Source organism: Bradyrhizobium sp. WSM2254, assembly GCF_000472645.1.
Classification (GTDB): domain Bacteria; phylum Pseudomonadota; class Alphaproteobacteria; order Rhizobiales; family Xanthobacteraceae; genus Bradyrhizobium; species Bradyrhizobium niftali.
In genome coordinates this window covers 241,719-258,690 of the sequence record NZ_AXAB01000014.1, presented here as the reverse complement: position 1 = coordinate 258,690, position 16,972 = coordinate 241,719, and the positions used below count along the sequence as shown (strand labels likewise).

At 64.9% G+C, this 16,972-nt stretch carries 18 protein-coding genes; 10 read left to right on the top strand and 8 right to left on the bottom strand.

The genetic code is table 11. The features are described from left to right. On the top strand, positions 1–215 hold a 215-nt coding region (locus A3M7_RS0111995), incomplete at its 5' end, for an integrase core domain-containing protein (protein WP_027544171.1). 31 nt (positions 216–246) lie between these two features. Here the strand turns inward: A3M7_RS0111995 and A3M7_RS0111990 are convergent. From A3M7_RS0111990 to A3M7_RS0111980, 3 genes are read right to left on the bottom strand one after another with little or no spacing between them, the layout of a single operon-like run. Continuing rightward, the gene (locus A3M7_RS0111990; RefSeq protein ID WP_027544170.1) at positions 247–591 is read right to left on the bottom strand and encodes a DUF1491 family protein; all 345 of its coding nucleotides are present in this window, start codon (positions 589–591) and stop codon (positions 247–249) included. A gap of 55 nt (positions 592–646) precedes the next feature. Continuing rightward, positions 647–1,354 (bottom strand): peptidoglycan-binding domain-containing protein, encoded by a 708-nt coding sequence (locus A3M7_RS0111985; protein WP_027544169.1) that lies wholly within the window; start codon positions 1,352–1,354, stop codon positions 647–649. Then, positions 1,347–3,263 (bottom strand): PAS domain-containing sensor histidine kinase, encoded by a 1,917-nt coding sequence (locus tag A3M7_RS0111980; protein WP_084302049.1) that lies wholly within the window; start codon positions 3,261–3,263, stop codon positions 1,347–1,349. Before A3M7_RS0111980 ends, A3M7_RS0111985 begins: the two co-directional genes overlap by 8 nt. Positions 3,264–3,652: 389 nt before the next feature. Between A3M7_RS0111980 and A3M7_RS0111975 the strand changes: the two genes are divergently transcribed. Then, positions 3,653–4,087 carry a DUF5330 domain-containing protein gene (locus A3M7_RS0111975; protein ID WP_027544167.1) on the top strand — a complete coding sequence of 145 codons (435 nt, stop codon included), beginning with the start codon at positions 3,653–3,655 and terminating at the stop codon, positions 4,085–4,087. A 68-nt stretch (positions 4,088–4,155) separates the two neighbouring features. After that, positions 4,156–4,584 carry a SufE family protein gene (locus A3M7_RS0111970; protein WP_027544166.1) on the top strand — a complete coding sequence of 143 codons (429 nt, stop codon included), beginning with the start codon at positions 4,156–4,158 and terminating at the stop codon, positions 4,582–4,584. A 136-nt stretch (positions 4,585–4,720) separates the two neighbouring features. Here A3M7_RS0111970 and A3M7_RS0111965 read toward each other — a convergent pair whose 3' ends face one another. After that, positions 4,721–5,137: a MucR family transcriptional regulator gene (locus tag A3M7_RS0111965; RefSeq protein WP_027544165.1), complete on the bottom strand. Its 417-nt coding sequence runs from the start codon at positions 5,135–5,137 to the stop codon at positions 4,721–4,723. 138 nt (positions 5,138–5,275) lie between these two features. Continuing rightward, positions 5,276–6,139, bottom strand: a complete 864-nt coding sequence (locus A3M7_RS0111960; RefSeq protein WP_027544164.1) for a hypothetical protein — start codon at positions 6,137–6,139, stop codon at positions 5,276–5,278. Positions 6,140–6,448: 309 nt separating this feature from the next. Here A3M7_RS0111960 and A3M7_RS0111950 point away from each other — a divergent pair, with 309 nt between their 5' ends. Together A3M7_RS0111950 and A3M7_RS0111945 are read left to right on the top strand one after the other, a co-directional pair. Further along, positions 6,449–8,098: a glycosyltransferase family 39 protein gene (locus A3M7_RS0111950; RefSeq protein WP_027544163.1), complete on the top strand. Its 1,650-nt coding sequence runs from the start codon at positions 6,449–6,451 to the stop codon at positions 8,096–8,098. A gap of 220 nt (positions 8,099–8,318) precedes the next feature. Continuing rightward, positions 8,319–9,098, top strand: a complete 780-nt coding sequence (locus A3M7_RS0111945) for a class II aldolase/adducin family protein (protein WP_027544162.1) — start codon at positions 8,319–8,321, stop codon at positions 9,096–9,098. Positions 9,099–9,290: 192 nt separating this feature from the next. Here A3M7_RS0111945 and A3M7_RS0111940 read toward each other — a convergent pair whose 3' ends face one another. From A3M7_RS0111940 to A3M7_RS0111930, 3 genes are all read right to left on the bottom strand, one after another. Beyond that, the gene (locus A3M7_RS0111940; protein WP_027544161.1) at positions 9,291–10,685 is read right to left on the bottom strand and encodes a M20/M25/M40 family metallo-hydrolase; all 1,395 of its coding nucleotides are present in this window, start codon (positions 10,683–10,685) and stop codon (positions 9,291–9,293) included. Positions 10,686–10,752: 67 nt separating this feature from the next. Beyond that, positions 10,753–12,081, bottom strand: a complete 1,329-nt coding sequence (locus A3M7_RS0111935; RefSeq protein ID WP_049823331.1) for a glycosyltransferase family 87 protein — start codon at positions 12,079–12,081, stop codon at positions 10,753–10,755. 133 nt (positions 12,082–12,214) lie between these two features. Continuing rightward, on the bottom strand, positions 12,215–13,837 hold the full coding sequence (locus A3M7_RS0111930; RefSeq protein ID WP_027544159.1) for a helicase HerA-like domain-containing protein: 1,623 nt from the start codon (positions 13,835–13,837) through the stop codon (positions 12,215–12,217). 338 nt (positions 13,838–14,175) lie between these two features. Between A3M7_RS0111930 and A3M7_RS0111925 the strand changes: the two genes are divergently transcribed. The 5 genes from A3M7_RS0111925 (at position 14,176) to folK (ending at position 16,966) form a co-directional block, all read left to right on the top strand. Continuing rightward, the gene (locus A3M7_RS0111925; protein ID WP_027544158.1) at positions 14,176–14,541 is read left to right on the top strand and encodes a hypothetical protein; all 366 of its coding nucleotides are present in this window, start codon (positions 14,176–14,178) and stop codon (positions 14,539–14,541) included. A 25-nt stretch (positions 14,542–14,566) separates the two neighbouring features. Continuing rightward, on the top strand, positions 14,567–14,974 hold the full coding sequence (locus A3M7_RS0111920; protein WP_027544157.1) for a DUF4332 domain-containing protein: 408 nt from the start codon (positions 14,567–14,569) through the stop codon (positions 14,972–14,974). A gap of 273 nt (positions 14,975–15,247) precedes the next feature. Then, positions 15,248–16,108, top strand: coding sequence for a dihydropteroate synthase (folP, locus tag A3M7_RS0111915; RefSeq protein WP_027544156.1), 861 nt, complete (start codon positions 15,248–15,250; stop codon positions 16,106–16,108). Continuing rightward, complete coding sequence (folB, locus tag A3M7_RS0111910; RefSeq protein WP_027544155.1) at positions 16,105–16,473, top strand: dihydroneopterin aldolase; 369 nt, start codon at positions 16,105–16,107, stop codon at positions 16,471–16,473. The genes folP and folB overlap by 4 nt, the downstream gene beginning before the upstream one ends. A gap of 1 nt (position 16,474) precedes the next feature. Further along, complete coding sequence (folK, locus tag A3M7_RS0111905) at positions 16,475–16,966, top strand: 2-amino-4-hydroxy-6-hydroxymethyldihydropteridine diphosphokinase (RefSeq protein ID WP_027544154.1); 492 nt, start codon at positions 16,475–16,477, stop codon at positions 16,964–16,966. Positions 16,967–16,972: the final 6 nt, after the last annotated feature.

Genomic DNA, 16,972 nt, shown 5'->3' with positions numbered 1-16,972 from the left:
CGCAGACCAATGGCAAAGTCGAACGCTTCTGGCGCACCCTCGATGAGGACGTCATCGAAGGCGCGACCTTCGACCATCTCGACCACTTCGCCAAAGAACTGTTCGAGTACCTCGTCTACTACAACAACCACAGACCCCATCAGGCCTTGGCAGGACAAACTCCCAAGGCCTTCGCCGCTACCAAGGCCACCCCGATCCAATCAGCGAATTATTGAACATCGACAGCAATGACGGTGGGGGAGCCAGTCAGGTCTTCGCCAATTCGAGAAAGTGCCGCCCGGCGCGGTCTTCGGTCTCGACGATCCAGGCATCCGAATCGAAACGGATTTCCCTGGTCAGCCGTTCCTCGACGGCGGGCTCCGGCAGCGGCTGCGGCGCAACCGGCACGAAGAAGCGGTCGACCGGCCGGCCGTCGTCATAGACGGTCTGCGGCGCCGGCACGTAGAGCATCGCATTGCCGTCGAGCAGCGACACCTTGACGAACACCGCGCCCGCCTCCTCGGCGCCGCGACGGCGCACCGCGCCGAACACGCCCTCGGTCTGGCACCGGCGCAAATAGGCCGCGACCCATATGTTGGATTTCAAACGCATGAGTCGGACGATAGGCCAGTGCCGGGATCAGCACCAGCCTCAGCAAGCGTGACGATTACTCGACGGGATGGCCGATCGCGGCCGCGAGCTCGCGCAGCAGGCGATCGGACACCTGGCCGGTGACCTGCATCTTGTGCTCGCGCTCGAACTTCTGGATCGCGGACTGGGTCTCGCTGCTCATCGCGCCCGTGACCTTCAAATTGCCGTAGCCGTATTCGGACAGCGCGCGCTGCACGCCGGCGATACGCCGCACCGCCGGGCTCTGCTGCGCCGGGATCGGCGCCGGCGGGCGCGCGACGGCAGCGGAGGGCGATGTCGTGGCCTTGACCAGGTTGGTCATGGGATCGCCTGAGCGCGGCGTCGATGCGGTGGCCTCGACGGGCTTCTCGGGCGCCTTCTCGGCCGCTCTCTCGGCAGGCTTGGGATCGACGCGGAACTCGGTCGCCTTCGGCTCGAGCGGCGACGTATCTGCACCGACGGGGCGCGCGCGCGGCAAGGGATTGGCCTGCGGAACGGACGACGGCATCGGAAGATTGATCACGGTGCCGAACATCGGCGCCGGATGCCGGCCGGTCTGGAGGAACAGCGCATTGGCAACGATCGCGCTGATGGCGGCAACGGCGACGAGGCCGGCCAGCGTGTCCTTGGGACTGTGCAGCAGCACGCGCATCACGAGGTTGCGCTCGGTCTCGATGTCGACAGCCGCGGCCTTGGCGCCACGGCGGCGCGGAGCAGCTTCGCCCTTTGCAGACTTCTTAGGCACTTTTCTTCACCGGAGCAGGTTGGTCCTGAAGTTGGTCGTGATGTTGGTCGTGAAGTTCCTGGCGCGGGACCGGCGTCAAGGTTGCGATCTTGCTCTCGGCCGCCTTGCCATCGAAGGGCTTGGCTTGCGGCGGCGTGTAGACCAGCGGCAGCTTGACGGTGACGGCGGTGCCCTCCCCTAACCTGCTTTGTACCGTCAAATCGCCGAGATGCAACGCCACAAGACTTTTCACGATCGAAAGTCCGAGTCCGGTGCCCTCGTGACGGCGCTGATAGGTCTTGCCGGCCTGGAAGAACGGCGCGCCGATACGCTTGAGGTCGTCGGGCGCGATGCCGACGCCGGTGTCGCTGATGCGCAGCGTGAGCTGCGAGCCCGACACCGCGGCGGAAACAGAGACCTGGCCGCCGCGCTCGGTGAACTTGATGGCGTTGGCGACGAGGTTGAGCACGATCTGCTTGAAGGCGCGCGGATCGCCGGTCATGACGGGCAGGTCCTGCGGCGCGTCGGTGACGAGGTCGATGCCATTCTCCCGCGCCTTCAGCGCCAGCAGATTGCAGCAATGCATGAGCGAGGCGCGCGGCGCGAACGGCTCCGACGCAATCTCGAAATTGCCCGATTCCATCTTGGACATGTCGAGGATGCCGTTGACGACCGACAGCAAATGCTGGCCGGAATCATTGATCAGCTGGGCATATTCCCTGCGCTGGGCCGCACCCAGCATCAGGGTCTGCTCCTGCGCGATCATGTCGGAGAAGCCGATGATGGCGTTGAGCGGCGTACGCAGCTCGTGACTCATGGTGGCGAGGAAGCGCGTCTTGGCGGCGTCGGCCGCCTCCGCGGCGCTGCGGGCCTGATCGAGCGCCTGCTCGGAGAGCTTGCGATCGGTGACGTCGCGCATCACGGCGACGACTTCCGTCTCGCGTGCGGCATCGCGGTCAATATGCTGGCGGCCGAGATCCTGGTCGAGCGGCCGGCAGCGCATCTCGACCCAGATGAAGTCGACCTGAAAATTGGTTTGGCCGTGGTCCGAGCCGGTCGGCTCCCGCCGCAGCCGGAACTCGACGCTGCGCACGTCGCCGCGCGCGGCATCCGACAAAGCGGTGAGATAGGCCGGGCGATCGGCGACATGGACGCGATCGAACAGGCCGTGGCCGTGCAGCTGCGCAACGGGCATTCCGAGCAGGGCCTCGGCGGCCGGCGAGATGAACTGCACCGCGCCGTTGCGCCGATGCCGCGAGATGACGTCGCTCATGTTGCGCGCAAGCAGGCGATAACGCTCCTCCTCGCGCGACAGCAGCACAACGGCGGTGCGCGCCAGCGACTCCGCGCCGAAAGCGAGGCCCGTAGCATAGAGGGTGGCCGAGGCGACGCCGAACGCCATCAGCAGGCTACGCTGCGCGGCACTCGGCTCATCCAGCGGCAGCCAGCCGAGCTGGCCGACGAGGATCAGGATCCCCGCGCAGGACAGCGCGAGCAGCGAGGCGAAGGCCGCAACGCGGCGCGAGGCCGACAGCGCAGCCTCGAGCGGAACGACGATCAGCCACACCGCAGCGAATGATCCGATGCCGCCGGTCGTGATGGCAACCGCCATGATCAGGCCAGCGAGTGCCAGCGATGACAGCACATGCGCGCCTTCGTAGCGGCCGGTGCGCGACAGGAACCAGGACAACATGATCGGCGCGATCAGCCAGGCAAAGGCGGCGACCTCGACCGCGCTCGGCGCGCCACGCATGGCGAGATAAACAGGGAATGCGGCAAACGCGGCCAGGCTGCCGAGCAGACGCGGCGCCATGAAGGCACGATGGCGCGCTCGCGTCAGCGCGTCGTAACGCGCGGAGGGATGCAGCAGCGCATCGAGACAATCGCGGATGATACTCAAAACTGTCACGGGTCTCGCGCTTCGGCTCATTCGTCGGAGAGACGCGCCGGAACGCCTCCTTGTCGTTGAGCCACCGTGTCAGAGCGACCTTAAACGAGTGCTAAGGCGGCGTGGCCCGGTGCCGGACACCGTGTCATCGCGGAGCTTTTTAGACGATTTGGCGACGTCTTCGGCGAGGATGGTGAACACAGGGTTTCCCCCCGGCCCGCATGGTTTCGAATTGGTGGATACGGAAGACCGCAAGGCCACGGGGGCTCGGCATCAATGAAAAATTTACGAGGCCGCCATTTTCGAAGTTTTTTGCGTAAATTTTCCGCGAATTAAGCTCAAGGCAATCACTTGCGATTTATCGAGAGTTGCTAGGTCCGACGCGCTCTGCGGAAATCGCCGCGGCGGGATCTAACATACAGGTCGATAAGATGCGCTTTCTGCTCCGCATCACATTCTGGCTCGGGCTGGTGCTGGTGCTCCTGCCGCGGGACAAGACGCCCGAATCGGAGAAGCTGCCGCAGATCGGCGCCGCCGACGCGGTGCAGGCTGCGACCGCGGCCGTCTCCGACATGACCCAGTTCTGCAAGCGCCAGCCCACAGCCTGCGAGGTCGGCGGACAGGCCGCAACCATCATCGGCCAGCGCGCCCAGGACGGCGCGAAGAAGATCTATCAGATCATCAACGACAAGAAAGAGCACATCACCAACGAGAAGAACGACAAGAGCGACAAGAAGGCGCCCGACCACACCGGCTCGATCGCGCTGGCCGGCGAAGGCGACACTGCTGCGAGCGAGACGCCGCGTGACACCCTGACCCAGGACGACCTCGCGCTGGAATGGCGCGGACCGGGGCCGGCGAATTAGCCCCCAAACCCTATCGATTTCGCGGCTTCGCGTCCCTATATTGGCCTGAACAGGAACTGTGGGCCAGCATGACGACGATCGACGAAATCAGGGACAATTTCGAGATTCTGGACGAGTGGGACGACCGCTACCGGTACGTCATCGAGCTCGGCCGCACCCTGGAACCGATGCCCGAGGCCGAGCATTCCGCCGCCAACAAGGTGAATGGCTGCGTCAGCCAGGTCTGGCTCCAGAAGCTGGTCGCGCGCGATGGCGGCGCGCCGATCCTCAGATATCGCGGCGACAGCGACGCTCATATCGTGCGCGGCCTGGTCGCGATCGTGCTCGCGCTCTATTCGGGCCGCACGCCGCAGGAAATCCTCGCGACCGACGCGATCGCGGTGTTCGACGAGTTCGGCTTTCGCGATCACCTGACGCCGCAGCGCTCCAACGGCCTGCGCTCGATGGTCGAACGCATCAAGACCGACGCGAAAGAGGCGCTGGCGGAAGCCACCTGAAGATCCTCATGGTGAGGAGCGCGAAGCGCGTCTCGAACCATGCAGGCCCCCGCTCTCGCCCACGGCCATCCTTCGAGACTCCCGCTTTGCGGGCTCCTCAGGATGGGGGTGGAGTAAGCTGTAGGCTAATGCAGCTCTACTTCCGCTTCCGCTGCTGCTGTCCCAAACCCATCTGCTTTGCCAATTGCGAGCGCGCCACCGCGTAGTTCGGCGCGACCATGGGATAGTCGGCCGGCAGGCCCCATTTCTCGCGATATTGCTCCGGCGTCATGTTGTACTGGGTGCGCAGATGGCGCTTCAGCGACTTGAAGCGCTTGCCGTCTTCCAGACAGACCAGATAGTCCGGCGCGATCGACTTCTTCAGCGACACCGCCGGCTTGGCCGGCTCGAGCTGCGCCGTCTCGACACGGCCTGACGAGACCCGCACCAGCGCGCCGTGCACCTGGCTGATCAGGTTCGGGATCTCGGCGGCCGGCGTCGGATTGTTCCCGAGATAGGCCGAGACGATGCTGGCCGTCAGCTCAATGAAATTCTTAGCCCCGGCATCCGACATGGGCCCGACCTTTCTCCGCCTGGCGTCTCACGGGATTGACGACGCCGAAGTATTCCGTGTCAACAATACGTTCGGCCAAAATGCGACGACTGACAAAGTGACAAGAACGGTGGCGGCTTTACTTGGCCGCGGAAGTCCTCAGGACCGCTGGTCGAGATGCGCGCGCAACTCGTCGATCGAGGCAAAGCGCATCATGCCTTCCGGCATCTGCGCCTCGATCGAGCCGTCGGAATAGAGCGAATAGGCCATGCCGTCGACGATGCCGGATTTGAGCACGGTCACGGGCGCCTGCTCAACCGCCGGCGGCGGCTCCGGCTCGGGTGCAGGCGGCGGCGGGGCAGCCTCGACGAAGGTCGAGGGCGAGCGCGGCGGCGGGCGGCGCGAGGCGGCCGGCGGCTCCGGCGGGCGCATACGGTCCGGCCTCGGCCAGGCGTCATCGAAGCTTGCAGGCGGCGCGTCCGGGGCGGCAGGCGCCGCGGGCTCGGCAAGCGGCGGCGGTGAGCCCTCGGTGGCCTTGGCCTCCGCGCGCTCGCGCTCCTTTCGCGAGGTTGAGGCGAACAGCAGGTTGCGCCGGCGTGGCGTTTCCGGAGCCGCGGGCGGCGCCGCAGGTTCCGGCTCGGGCGAGGGCTCGACGCGCGGACGCGCGGGTGCTTCGCCCAGCCATGGCGGCGGCGCGGCCGATGATGGCGGGGCCGGCGGCTCGGCGCGCATCGCCGAAGCAGGCTCGGGCGCCGGCGCACCGGGCAGCGCGAGACCCGGCAGCACGGGCCTGACCCGCACCTCGGACGCTGCGGCTGATCCGGCCAGCCGGCGGGCGATGCCCTTCAGTTCCAGCAGCACCACATGGAGGCCCGCCAGTAACAATCCGGAGCAGACGCCGATCGTGCCCGAGATTATGAGGGTACTACCGAGGCTGAACTCCCTGACGGTGAAGCCAAACAGGATCCCAAGGAGGCCCGCCAGGACGGCGACAATCCCCGCGATCAACAATGCCAACGTCATCGAACTCACCCCCGGCCGTGCATCCGCACGCGACACTCGCGCCACGATACCGTCATCCTGTGTTCGTCGCCAACGGCGAATTGTGATCAGCGTTCCTAAAGAGAAGGAAATCAGGGACTTATTCACATTCCCTTCAGCTACGGATCGCTACTCCTAGAGTGCTCTTGAGTTTCTGGATTTGCTGCGTCGCATCAGGAATTTAGCCATAATGCCCAATTACTTGGTAATGGAACTGCGCTATACGGAGTCCGGGGAGCAGGCCCGCGCGCGCCAGCAGGGCCAAGAGGGGATTCCGGGTCACCAATAGCCATGACATCCATCACGACTTCGGCGATCGACACGCCTCTGCGGCGCTCGGTCGAACGGACTTGCGACGATCTCGCCATGCTGGTGCTGGCCGCGGTCGCCGTCATTGCAGGCTTGACCTTCCGCGACTACGGGCTCGGCTGGGACGACTACACCCACGCTGAATATGCCGACCTGCTGCTGCGCATGTTCGGTTCCGGCTTCAAGGACACCGCGGCGCTCTCCTTCGCCAACCTCTATATGTATGGCGGCGGCTTCGACATGGTCGCGGCCCTCCTGCACAAGGTCATTCCGCTCGAGCTGTTCGAGACGCGACGCCTGCTCGGCGCCGTCGTTGGCGTGATCGGGCTTGCGGTGACGTGGCGGCTCGGCCGCCGCATCGGCGGGCCCCTGGCCGGTCTTGCCTCACTCCTGCTGCTCGCGCTCTGCCCGATCTTCTACGGCCACATGTTCATGAACCCGAAGGATGCGCCCTTCGCGGTGGCCATGATCATCCTGATGCTGGGCCTGGTCCGGCTCGCCGAGGAATATCCGCAGCCTTCGCCGCGCACGATCCTGATCGTCGGCATCGGCGCCGGCTTGTCGATCGGCTGCCGCATCCTCGGCGGGCTTGCGCTGGTCTACGCCATGATCGGCTTCATCCCGCTGTTCCTGGAGGAACTGCGCACCGAAGGCGTTCGCGAGGCGGCCCGCCGCTTCGCACATGTCGTCTACGTGCTGCTGCCCGGCCTCGTGTTCGGCTATCTCGTGATGGGCCTGATCTGGCCGTGGTCGATCATGGAACCCGGCAATCCCTTCGAGGCGCTGACCTACTTCTCGCACTTCTTCGAGAAGCCCTGGAAGGAGATGTTCGACGGCGCGATCGTGTCCGTGCCCGACATGCCCTGGTCCTATCTGCCGACGCTGTTCGCGCTTCAGTTGCCCGAGGTGATGCTGGTGCTGATGACCGGCGCCGTGGTCAGCACCTTCGCACTGCTGCCGCGCGGCGGGGTTCCGGCCCGCCGCAAGACCATCCTCCTGATGCTGACGCTCGCCGCGACCCTGCCGCTCGCGATCGCGATGGTGAAGCGGCCCGCGCTCTACAACGGCATCCGCCATTTCGTCTTCGTGATCCCGCCGATGGCGGTGCTCGGCGGCGTCGCCTTCGCCTGGACCATGGAGCGCCTGCGCGCCAATCACCGCACCTGGCAACCGGTCGTGCTCGCCACCTTCTGCTTCGGCCTTGCGCTCTCGCTCGCCGAGATGATCCGGCTGCATCCCTATCAATACACCCACTTCAACCACATCGCCGGCACCGTGCGCGCCGCCGACGACCGCTTCATGCTGGACTATTGGGGCCTCGCGCTGAAGCAGGCCTCGGACGAGCTGCGCGAGCAGCTGGTCGAGCGCCAGGAAGTGCCGCCGCGCAACCGCAAATGGAAGGTCGCGGTGTGCGGTCCGCAGCGTCCGGCGCAGGTCGCGCTCGGGCCCGACTTCACCATCGGCTGGGATTCCAATGCGGCCGATTTCGCGATGACGCTCGGCGAGTTCTACTGCAAGGGCCTGACCGCGCCTGTCATGGTCGAGATCAAGCGCGACGACGTGGTGTTCGCCCGCGTCTACGACATCCGCGGCAGCAGCATTTCCAGCCTGCTCTCGATCCCGGCACCGTAATATTCTTCTCCTGCCTTGTAGCCCGGATGGAGCCACCGGGTCGGCGCGAAGCGCCGCCCGATGACAGGCTCCGCGAAATCCGGGGTCCTTGGTGAGCCCCCCGCATTACGCTACGCTCCATGCGGGCTACGCTTGGCTGCTGCGATTTGACCGCCTTGCTGCCAGCCTCACCCGCGACTACGCTCCCTTCCCGCAACAACGAGGTTCGGAGAGATTTGCCATGTCACCAGCGGAAGCGCGCCTGAGAGAAGCGCCGTCGAACATGACGGAGGCCGAGTGGCAGCAACGGGTCAATCTCGCCGCCTGCTATCGTCTCGTCTCGCTGTACGGCTGGGACGACCTGGTCGACACCCACATCTCCGCGCGCGTGCCCGGCCCCGAGCATCACTTCCTCATCAATCCCTACGGGCTGATGTTCGACGAGATCACGGCGTCGAGCCTCGTCAAGGTCGACCTGCACGGCAACCAGCTGTCCGAGAGCGAGTACAGCATCAACCCCGCCGGCTTCACCATCCATTCGGCGATCCACGAGGTGCGCGAGGACGCGATCTGCGTGCTGCATCTCCACACCCTCGACGGCACCGCGGTGTCGAGCAGCGCCGAAGGGCTGCTGCCGCTGAACCAGACCGCCCAGCTCGTCACCCACGACCTCGCCTATCACGACTATGAAGGCATCGCGCTCGATCACGACGAGCGGCCGCGGCTCCAGAAGGACCTCGGCGACCACAACCACATGCTCCTGCGCAACCACGGCACGCTGACGGTCGGCCGCTCGATCGCCTCCGCCTTCGAGCGCATGTATCACCTCGAGCGCGCCTGCTCGATGCAGGTGCGCACGCGCGCATTGGGCACGCCGGTCTATCCGGTCGAGGAGATTGCGATCGAGAAGAACACCGAGCTGCTGGCGAACCGCGACCGCGCCGAGCTGCGCGCGACGAACCTCGTGTGGCCGCCGCTGCTGCGCAAGCTGGACCGCGAGCTGCCGGGCTATCGGTCTTGAGATTTTCGGGATTTCGTGTAGGATAGTTCTCAACTACCTCTGCACGTCTTGGAATGAAACGCCGCCCAATTCCGGGCGGCGTTTTTATTTGCGCTCGTCATGCGCGGGCTTGACCCGCGCATCCATCGCAAAATGATCTTGCCTGATGGATTGCCGGGTCAAGCCCGGCAATGACGACGTTGATGCAATCTCCTACTTCACCTCCGCCAGCGCCGCGAGGATCCGCGCCCAGGAGCGGATGCCCTTCTGGAAGCTGCGGAGGTCGTACTTCTCGTTCGGCGAGTGGATGTTGTCGTCATCCAAACCAAAGCCGACCAGCAGCGAGTCGAGCCCCAGCGTGCGCTTGAAGTCGGCGACGATCGGGATCGAGGCGCCCGAGCCCATCAGCACGGTCTCCTTGCCCCATTCCTCGGTCAGCGCCTTGCTGGCGGCGGCGAGCGGCTTCATGTTCCAGTCGAGCGCGACCGCGGGCGCGGCGGAATGGTCGCCGAACTCGACCTTGCAGTCGCCCGGAAGCCGTGCCGTCACGTAGTCGCGGAAGGCCTTGCGGATCTTTGCGGGGTCCTGTCCCTCGACCAAACGGAACGAGATTTTTGCCGAGGCATGCGACGGGATCACCGTCTTGGAGCCTTCGCCGATGTAGCCGCCCCAGATGCCGTTGACGTCGCAGGTCGGACGCGAGGAGGCCTGCTCGATCAACAGCCGCCCCTTCTCGCCGGCCGGGATCGACAGGCCGATCGGCTTGAGGAACATCTCCGGCGTGAGATTGAGCTTCTTCCACTGCTCCAGGATATCGGGCGGCAGATCCTTCACCCCGTCATAGAAGCCCGGAATGGTGATGCGGTTGTCGTCGTCGAACAGCCCGCCGAGGATTTTCGTGAGCACGCGGATCGGGTTCATCGCGCTGCCGCCGAACACGCCGGAATGCAAATCGCGATTGGCGGCGGTGATCTTCAGCTCCTCATAGAGCAGGCCGCGCAGCGACGTCGTGATCGCCGGGGTATTGCGGTCCCACATGCCAGTGTCGCAGACCAGCACGTAATCGGCCTTGAACTCGTCCTTGTTGGCCTCGATGAAGGGCACGAAATTCTTCGAGCCGACCTCCTCCTCGCCTTCGATCAGGAAGGTGACGTCGATCGGCAGCGAGCCCGTCACCTTTTTCCAGGCGCGGCAGGCCTCGACGAAGGTCATCACCTGGCCCTTGTCGTCCTCCGCGCCGCGCGCGACGATGATCTTGCGGCCATCGGCATGATCGGTGACCACAGGCTCGAACGGCGGGCGATGCCAAAGGTCGAGCGGATCGACCGGCTGCACGTCGTAATGGCCGTAGAAGATCACATGCGGCCGTCCGCCCGCTCCGGTCTTGCCGACGATGGCGGGATGGCCGGCGGTCGGCCTCACTTCGGTGGCGACGCCGAGGCTTGCGATGTCCTTGGCGAGATGCTCGGCCGCGGCCTTGCAGTCGTTGGCAAAGGCCGGATCCGCCGAGATCGACTTGATCCGCAACAGCGAGAACAGGCGCTCGAGGCTGTTGTCAAAATCCTTGTCGATGTGGTCGAGCACGGATTGAAGCTGCGCATTGGCCATGGTCGGATTCCTGACTTTTGAGTCTCGAGATGGCTTCTCAAGAGGTCTTCTCAAGAGGCCTTGGGTTTCAAGAGATCTTGGGTTTTAGCCCTGCCGGGGCGCCGGAGCTAGCCGCAACCGGCGGATGCCGGATGTGCCATGCGAGGCTGCCCGCGAGGATGGCGGTGGCGAGGAGATTATTGCCCCAGGCCTGGAAGGCCGTGGGAAACCACGGCAGCGACAGCAGCATGAGCAAGCCGGCAGCGCCGAGGGCAAGCCAGGTTCCCAGCCGCACATTCGTCCGTTCGTCGAAGGCGGCACGATGCATCAGCACCGTCATCGGGAAGAACAGCCACATGAAGTAGTACTGCCGCGCCAGGGGCGATGCCACCGTCATCAGGCAGAACAGGATGCCGAGCTCCTCGGCATCCGAGCGCACCGTTCGCCGCGATTGCCCTGGCATCACCGCGACGAAGCCGAGCCCGAGCAACACGGACACAGCGAGCACCATCCAGTTCGCCGTCCTGTAATCGACGTCGATGATATTCATCGTGCGCGCCGGCTTGCCGGGATCCTCCTGATTGTAGTTGATCGGGCGGACCAGGCGGTGTGTGACGGCAATGATGGATTGGTTGACCCACGACCAGTTCTGCTCGTCGCGCTGGCCAAAGCCCTTTTCCGAGCTCGCCCCGACCATGCCCTGATACCAGGTCGCAAGCTCGGCCGCGTTGCGCTCGAAGCCGCGAATGGGCGCCGGCACGGCGTAGAGAAGGACGCCGGTGAAGGCGACGGTTGCGACGACGGCGGCCCACTTCCGCCGCCAGACCAGATAGGGCAGCACCGCGATCGGAAACACCTTGATGGCGATCGCGAGCGCGAACATGAAGCCTGCGAGCCAGGCACGCTGATGTTGCAGGCTCCAGAACCCGTAGAGCATCATCGCCAACAGCACGAGGTTGGGTTGGCCAAGATCGAACATGTCGAACACGAAGCTCACGGTGACGAAAACCGGCAGTGCCTCCAGCCACGGACCGGCCCTGCGACCGGAGCCGGTCATGACATCGGAGAACGTCCCGGTGCACCACCACGCCAGCGCATTCAGGACCGACAGCACGATGTAGAGCGGGATCTTGCCGAACCAGCTCGGAATCGCGAGCAGGATCGCCGGCAGCGGCGGATAGATGAACTCGAAATACCCACCGGCGTCGGCGGGATAGAGCGCTCCCCCGTTCAGAACCTGCTGCCCGGCCCAGTACCACAGCCCATAGTCCTTGGTCTTGCCCTTGCCGAACAGCTCGGGACCGAGGACGTCCGCGGCCAGGATGAAGCAGCAAAGCAGGAAGAGCAGGTCTAGCGGCGCACGCAGCGACGGGCGTCTCGGCGTATCAGGTTTGGCTAACAAGTCGGTTGAGCTCACAATAGGGTCCAGTCGGCGGCGACATTGCGCATAGCAGACCGGCGGACGGTTGGTCAGCCCTTCACCTGAAATTGTACCCATGGCGAAGCGGCCGCGCCGGCGCTCGGATTGCCTCCAAATCTAGCTCGTCTGCCTACCGACGCAGCAAGCCGCCGAGCGCGCCGCGGACCAAGGTGCGGCCGATCGAGCCGCCGAGCTGGCCGCCGACCGACTTGCCGAGATTGGCGGCCATCCCCCCGATCACCTGATTGGTCACCGATCGCGTCACGTCGCGCGCGATGACCTGGCCGGCCGACAGGCGGCCGCGCTTGACATTGGTGCCGAAGATGGTGCCGACAATCGAGCCGATCTGGCCGAGGATGCCGCCGCCGCTTCCGCCGGCCGGAGCGTCCGCGGTCGCCGCGGTGCCGGCGATGCGCTTCTGGATGATCTCGTAGGCTGACTCTTCATCAACGGCGGTATCGTATTTGCCCTTCACCGGGCTCGCATCCATGATCGCCTTGCGTTCTTCCGGAGTGATCGCCCCGATCCGGGCCGACGGCGGCCGGATCATCACACGCTCGACCATCGCCGGCGTGCCGTTGCCTTCGAGGAAGGACACCAGCGCCTCGCCCTTGCCGAGCTCCATGATCGCCTTGGCGGTGTCGAGCTTCGGGTTGGGCCGGAAGGTCTGGGCAGCGGCAGCGACCGCCTTCTGGTCGCGCGGGGTGAAGGCGCGCAGTGCGTGCTGCACCCGGTTGCCGAGCTGCCCGAGCACGCGGTCGGGCACATCGATCGGGTTCTGCGTCACGAAATAGACGCCAACGCCCTTCGAGCGGATCAGGCGGACCACCTGCTCGATCTTGTCCATCAGCGCCTTGGGCGCGTCGTTGAACAACAGATGCGCCTCGTCGAAGAAAAACACCAGCTTCGGCTTCGGCAGGTCGCCGGCCTCGGGCAGCTCCTCGAACAGCTCCGACAGCATCCACAACAGGAATGTCGCGTAAAGCCGCGGGCTCTGGAGCAGCTTGTCGGCGACCAGGATGTTGACCATGCCGCGGCCGTCGCGGTCGGTCTTCATGAAATCCTTCAGCGTCAGCGCCGGCTCGCCGAAGAACTTGGTGGCGCCCTGGTTCTCCAGCACCAGCAGCTGGCGCTGGATGGTGCCGACGGTGGCCTTGGTGACGTTGCCAAACCCCTGGGCGGCCTTGCGGATGTCGGCAAGCGGATCCGCGGCGGCGTCCGGCGCCTTCTTGCTGCTGTCGGGCACGATGGCATCGAGCAGCGCACGCAGATCCTTCATGTCGATCAGGACAAGGCCGTTGTCGTCGGCGACGCGGAAGGCGACGTTGAGCACGCCCTCCTGCACGTCGTTGAGGTCGAGCATGCGCGCGAGCAGAAGCGGCCCCATCTCGGTGACGGTCGCCCGCACCGGGTGGCCCTGCTCACCGAACACATCCCAGAACACCGTCGAGAACTGGTCGGGCTGGAACGTCAGCCCCATCGCGGTGGCGCGCTTGACGATGAAGTCCGCGGGCACGCCGACCTCGGAGATGCCGGAGAGGTCGCCCTTGATGTCGGCCGCGAAGACCGGAACTCCCGCGCGCGCAAATCCCTCTGCCATGACTTGCAGCGACACCGTCTTGCCGGTTCCAGTTGCACCGGTGACGAGGCCGTGGCGATTGGCGAGCGCCAGCGTCAGCCATGCCTGCTCGTCTCCCTTGCCGACGAAAATCTTGTCGTCGGTGTCGCCGACCTTGCTGTCCTGTGCGGTCATTATTTTCTCTGATCCGTCTGCCGTGTTTCGCGTATTGAAACTCAAATGCCAGTTCCGCAGTTTACCGCATGTCGCACGCCGATTGAAACCGTTCAAACACGATCCGATCTTGCGACATGGTCGGAAACCAAGTGGACGACGTCAGCCGAAAGTAGGAACGGCGCGTTCGCACCGCGGTAATTTACTGCTGTTTTCATCTCCGCTCTTGCATCGCTGCAACACTTTGCGCGCGTTCGAAGCCGAATCGCATGTTCGCCTTGTATTTCACATCACACCGGCTCAAGATCATTTTTCGAAAGCAATACTCCGGCATGCAAACCGGTTGAGGGGCGGGTCTTATGGACGAGCTGATCGGGCGGCTGGCGACAAACGCCAGCATAGATAGTGCTGTCGCTGAAAAGACCGTCGGCATTATCCTGGGCTTCCTCCGCAGCGAGGGCCCTTCCGAGAACGTCGAAGCCCTGATCAATCATATTCCCGGCGCGGAAGCGGCGATCGACGCGTCCAGCAGCGGCGGCGGACTGTCGCGGCTGATGGGCGGCGGCCTGATGGCCGTCGGCACGCGCTTGATGGGCCTGGGACTTGGCATGTCCGAGATTCAGAACATTGCCCGTGAACTTTTTCGCTTCGGCCGAGACAAAATCGGAGCGGATCAGATGGGCAAGATCATCGCAGGGACGCCAGGCCTCAACCAATTTGCCTGAGCTACGCTTTTTCATATCGAGTATCATGACATATCCGATTTCCGAGATTGAGGGCCTGCCTGCCTTTGCCGCCAACAAGTTGAAGGCGCAGGGAATCCGCACCACCGACGCGCTGCTCGAGGCGGCCTCGACCGTGAAGGGACGCAAGGCGCTGTCCGCCAAGACCGGCATCAGCGAGCAGCAGCTCCTGGAATGGGCCAACGTCTCCGACTACATGCGCATTCCCGGGATGGGTCGGGCCAAGGTCGGCCTGGTGCGCGCCGCCGGCGTCACCACCGTGCGCGAGCTCGCCTATCGGAATCCGGCAAGGCTCGCCCAGAGCATGCGCGAAGCCAACGAGAAGAAGAAGCTCGTCCGCATCCTGCCCTCGGAAAAATCGGTCGGCGACATCATCGCCAAGGCCAAGAAGCTGCCGCCGAAGATCACGTATTAGCCTGCTCACCGCATACGAGCGCTGACGCCACACCTTCGCCCGGACGACACCGGGGATAAGAGTGGACGGCTGTCTCAACATCGTCATTGCGAGCACAGCGAAGCAATCCAGACTGCCGCCGCGGAAAGTTTCTGGATTGCTTCGCTGCGCTCGCAATGACGGAGTGCGGGCAAGAGCATCGTTCCCTCACGGGCCCCGGAACGGATCGGAGCGACCGGATCGCCCCCCAATCCCGTCTTGACTCCCCCTCCCCGACCGCGCAAATCCACGCGCATGAATGCCTTGCCCTCCTCTTCCGTCCCGCCGGCCGACTCGGCCGGGCGTGACGTGCTGCGGACGCTGCTGGAACGGCCTCTCCCGGCGGTGATGGGCGTGCTCAACGTCACCCCGGATTCCTTCTCCGACGGCGGCGAATTCATCGCGCCCGACCAGGCGCTCGAGCGGGCGCGGGCGATGATCGCCGACGGCGTCGACATCATCGACATCGGCGCGGAGTCCACCCGGCCCTACAAGGGCGCCAAGGCAGTCACGGCCGAGGACGAACTCGCCCGGCTGAGGCCGGTGCTATCAGGCGTGGTTGCGCTCGGCGTGCCGGTCTCGATCGACAGCATGAAGGCGGAGGTCGTGGCCTTCGCGCTCGACCAGGGCGCGGCGATCGCCAACGACGTCTGGGGCCTGCAGCGCGATGCCGGCATGGCGCCGCTGGTGGCGGCGAGAGGCGTCCCCGTCATCGTCATGCATAACCGCGACAGCGTGGATTCCGCCATCGACATCATCGCCGACATGAAGGCGTTCTTCCTGCGCTCGCTGGACATCGCCGCCAAGGCCGGCATCGCACGTGACAAGATCGTGCTCGATCCCGGCATCGGCTTCGGCAAGACCGCCGAGCAGAGCATGATTGCGCTGGCGCGGCTGCGCGAATTCGACATGTTCGGCCTGCCGGTCCTGGTCGGCGCCTCGCGCAAGCGCTTCATCGCTTCGGTGTCGCCGTCCGAGCCGAAGGAAAGACTCGCCGGCTCGATCGCCGCGCATCTCATCGCCGCCCAGCGCGGCGCCAGGATCATCCGGACCCATGACGTCGCCGAGACCTTGCAGGCCCTGCGGGTCGCGAACGCAATCGAGAGCAAGCAATGACCGATACGATCTTCGTGACCGGCCTGTCGATCCATGCTCGCCACGGCGTGATGGATCACGAAACCGAAGTCGGCCAGCGTTTCGTGATTGATCTCGAGCTCTATACGGACCTGTCGGAGCCCTCGCGCACCGACCGGCTCGCCGACACGGTGTCCTACGCCGAGGTCGTGGCGACTACGACGGCGGCGTTCAAGAACACCAATTACAAGCTGCTGGAACGCGCAGCCGGCGCGGTCGCCGACGCCATCCTGTCGCACTTCCCGCGTATCCGCGCCGTGAAGATCACCGTGCACAAGCCGCATGCGCCGATCGCCGCGATCTTCGACGACGTCGGCATCATGCTGACGCGCTCGCGGCACCCCTGACATGGCAAGCGTGCTGATCGCACTCGGCGGCAATGTCGGCGATGTCCGCGCGACGTTCCGGAAGGCGATCGCCCACATCTGCGGCATGGCGCAGGCCGCGCTGGTCGCGCGCTCCTCGGACTATGCAACCCCGCCCTGGGGCGATGAGGACCAGGATCCCTTCATCAATGCCTGCATCGAGATCGAGACCAGCCTCGATCCGCACGCGCTGCTGTTCGTGATGCAGAAGGTCGAGCAGAAATTCGGCCGTGCGCGGACCAAGGAGCGGCCCTGGGGGCCGCGCACGCTCGATCTCGACATGATCGCCTATGACGATGTCAGCCTGCAGAAGCCCGACCTGACCTTGCCGCATCCGCGCCTGTTCGAGCGCGCCTTCGTGCTGGTGCCGCTGGCCGAGATCGCGCCCGACCGCGTGATCTCAGGCATTCGCGTGCGTGACGGGCTTTCCAGCGTCTCGACGCAAGGCATTGAGCGGCTTCCGGATACCGGTTAACCAAAA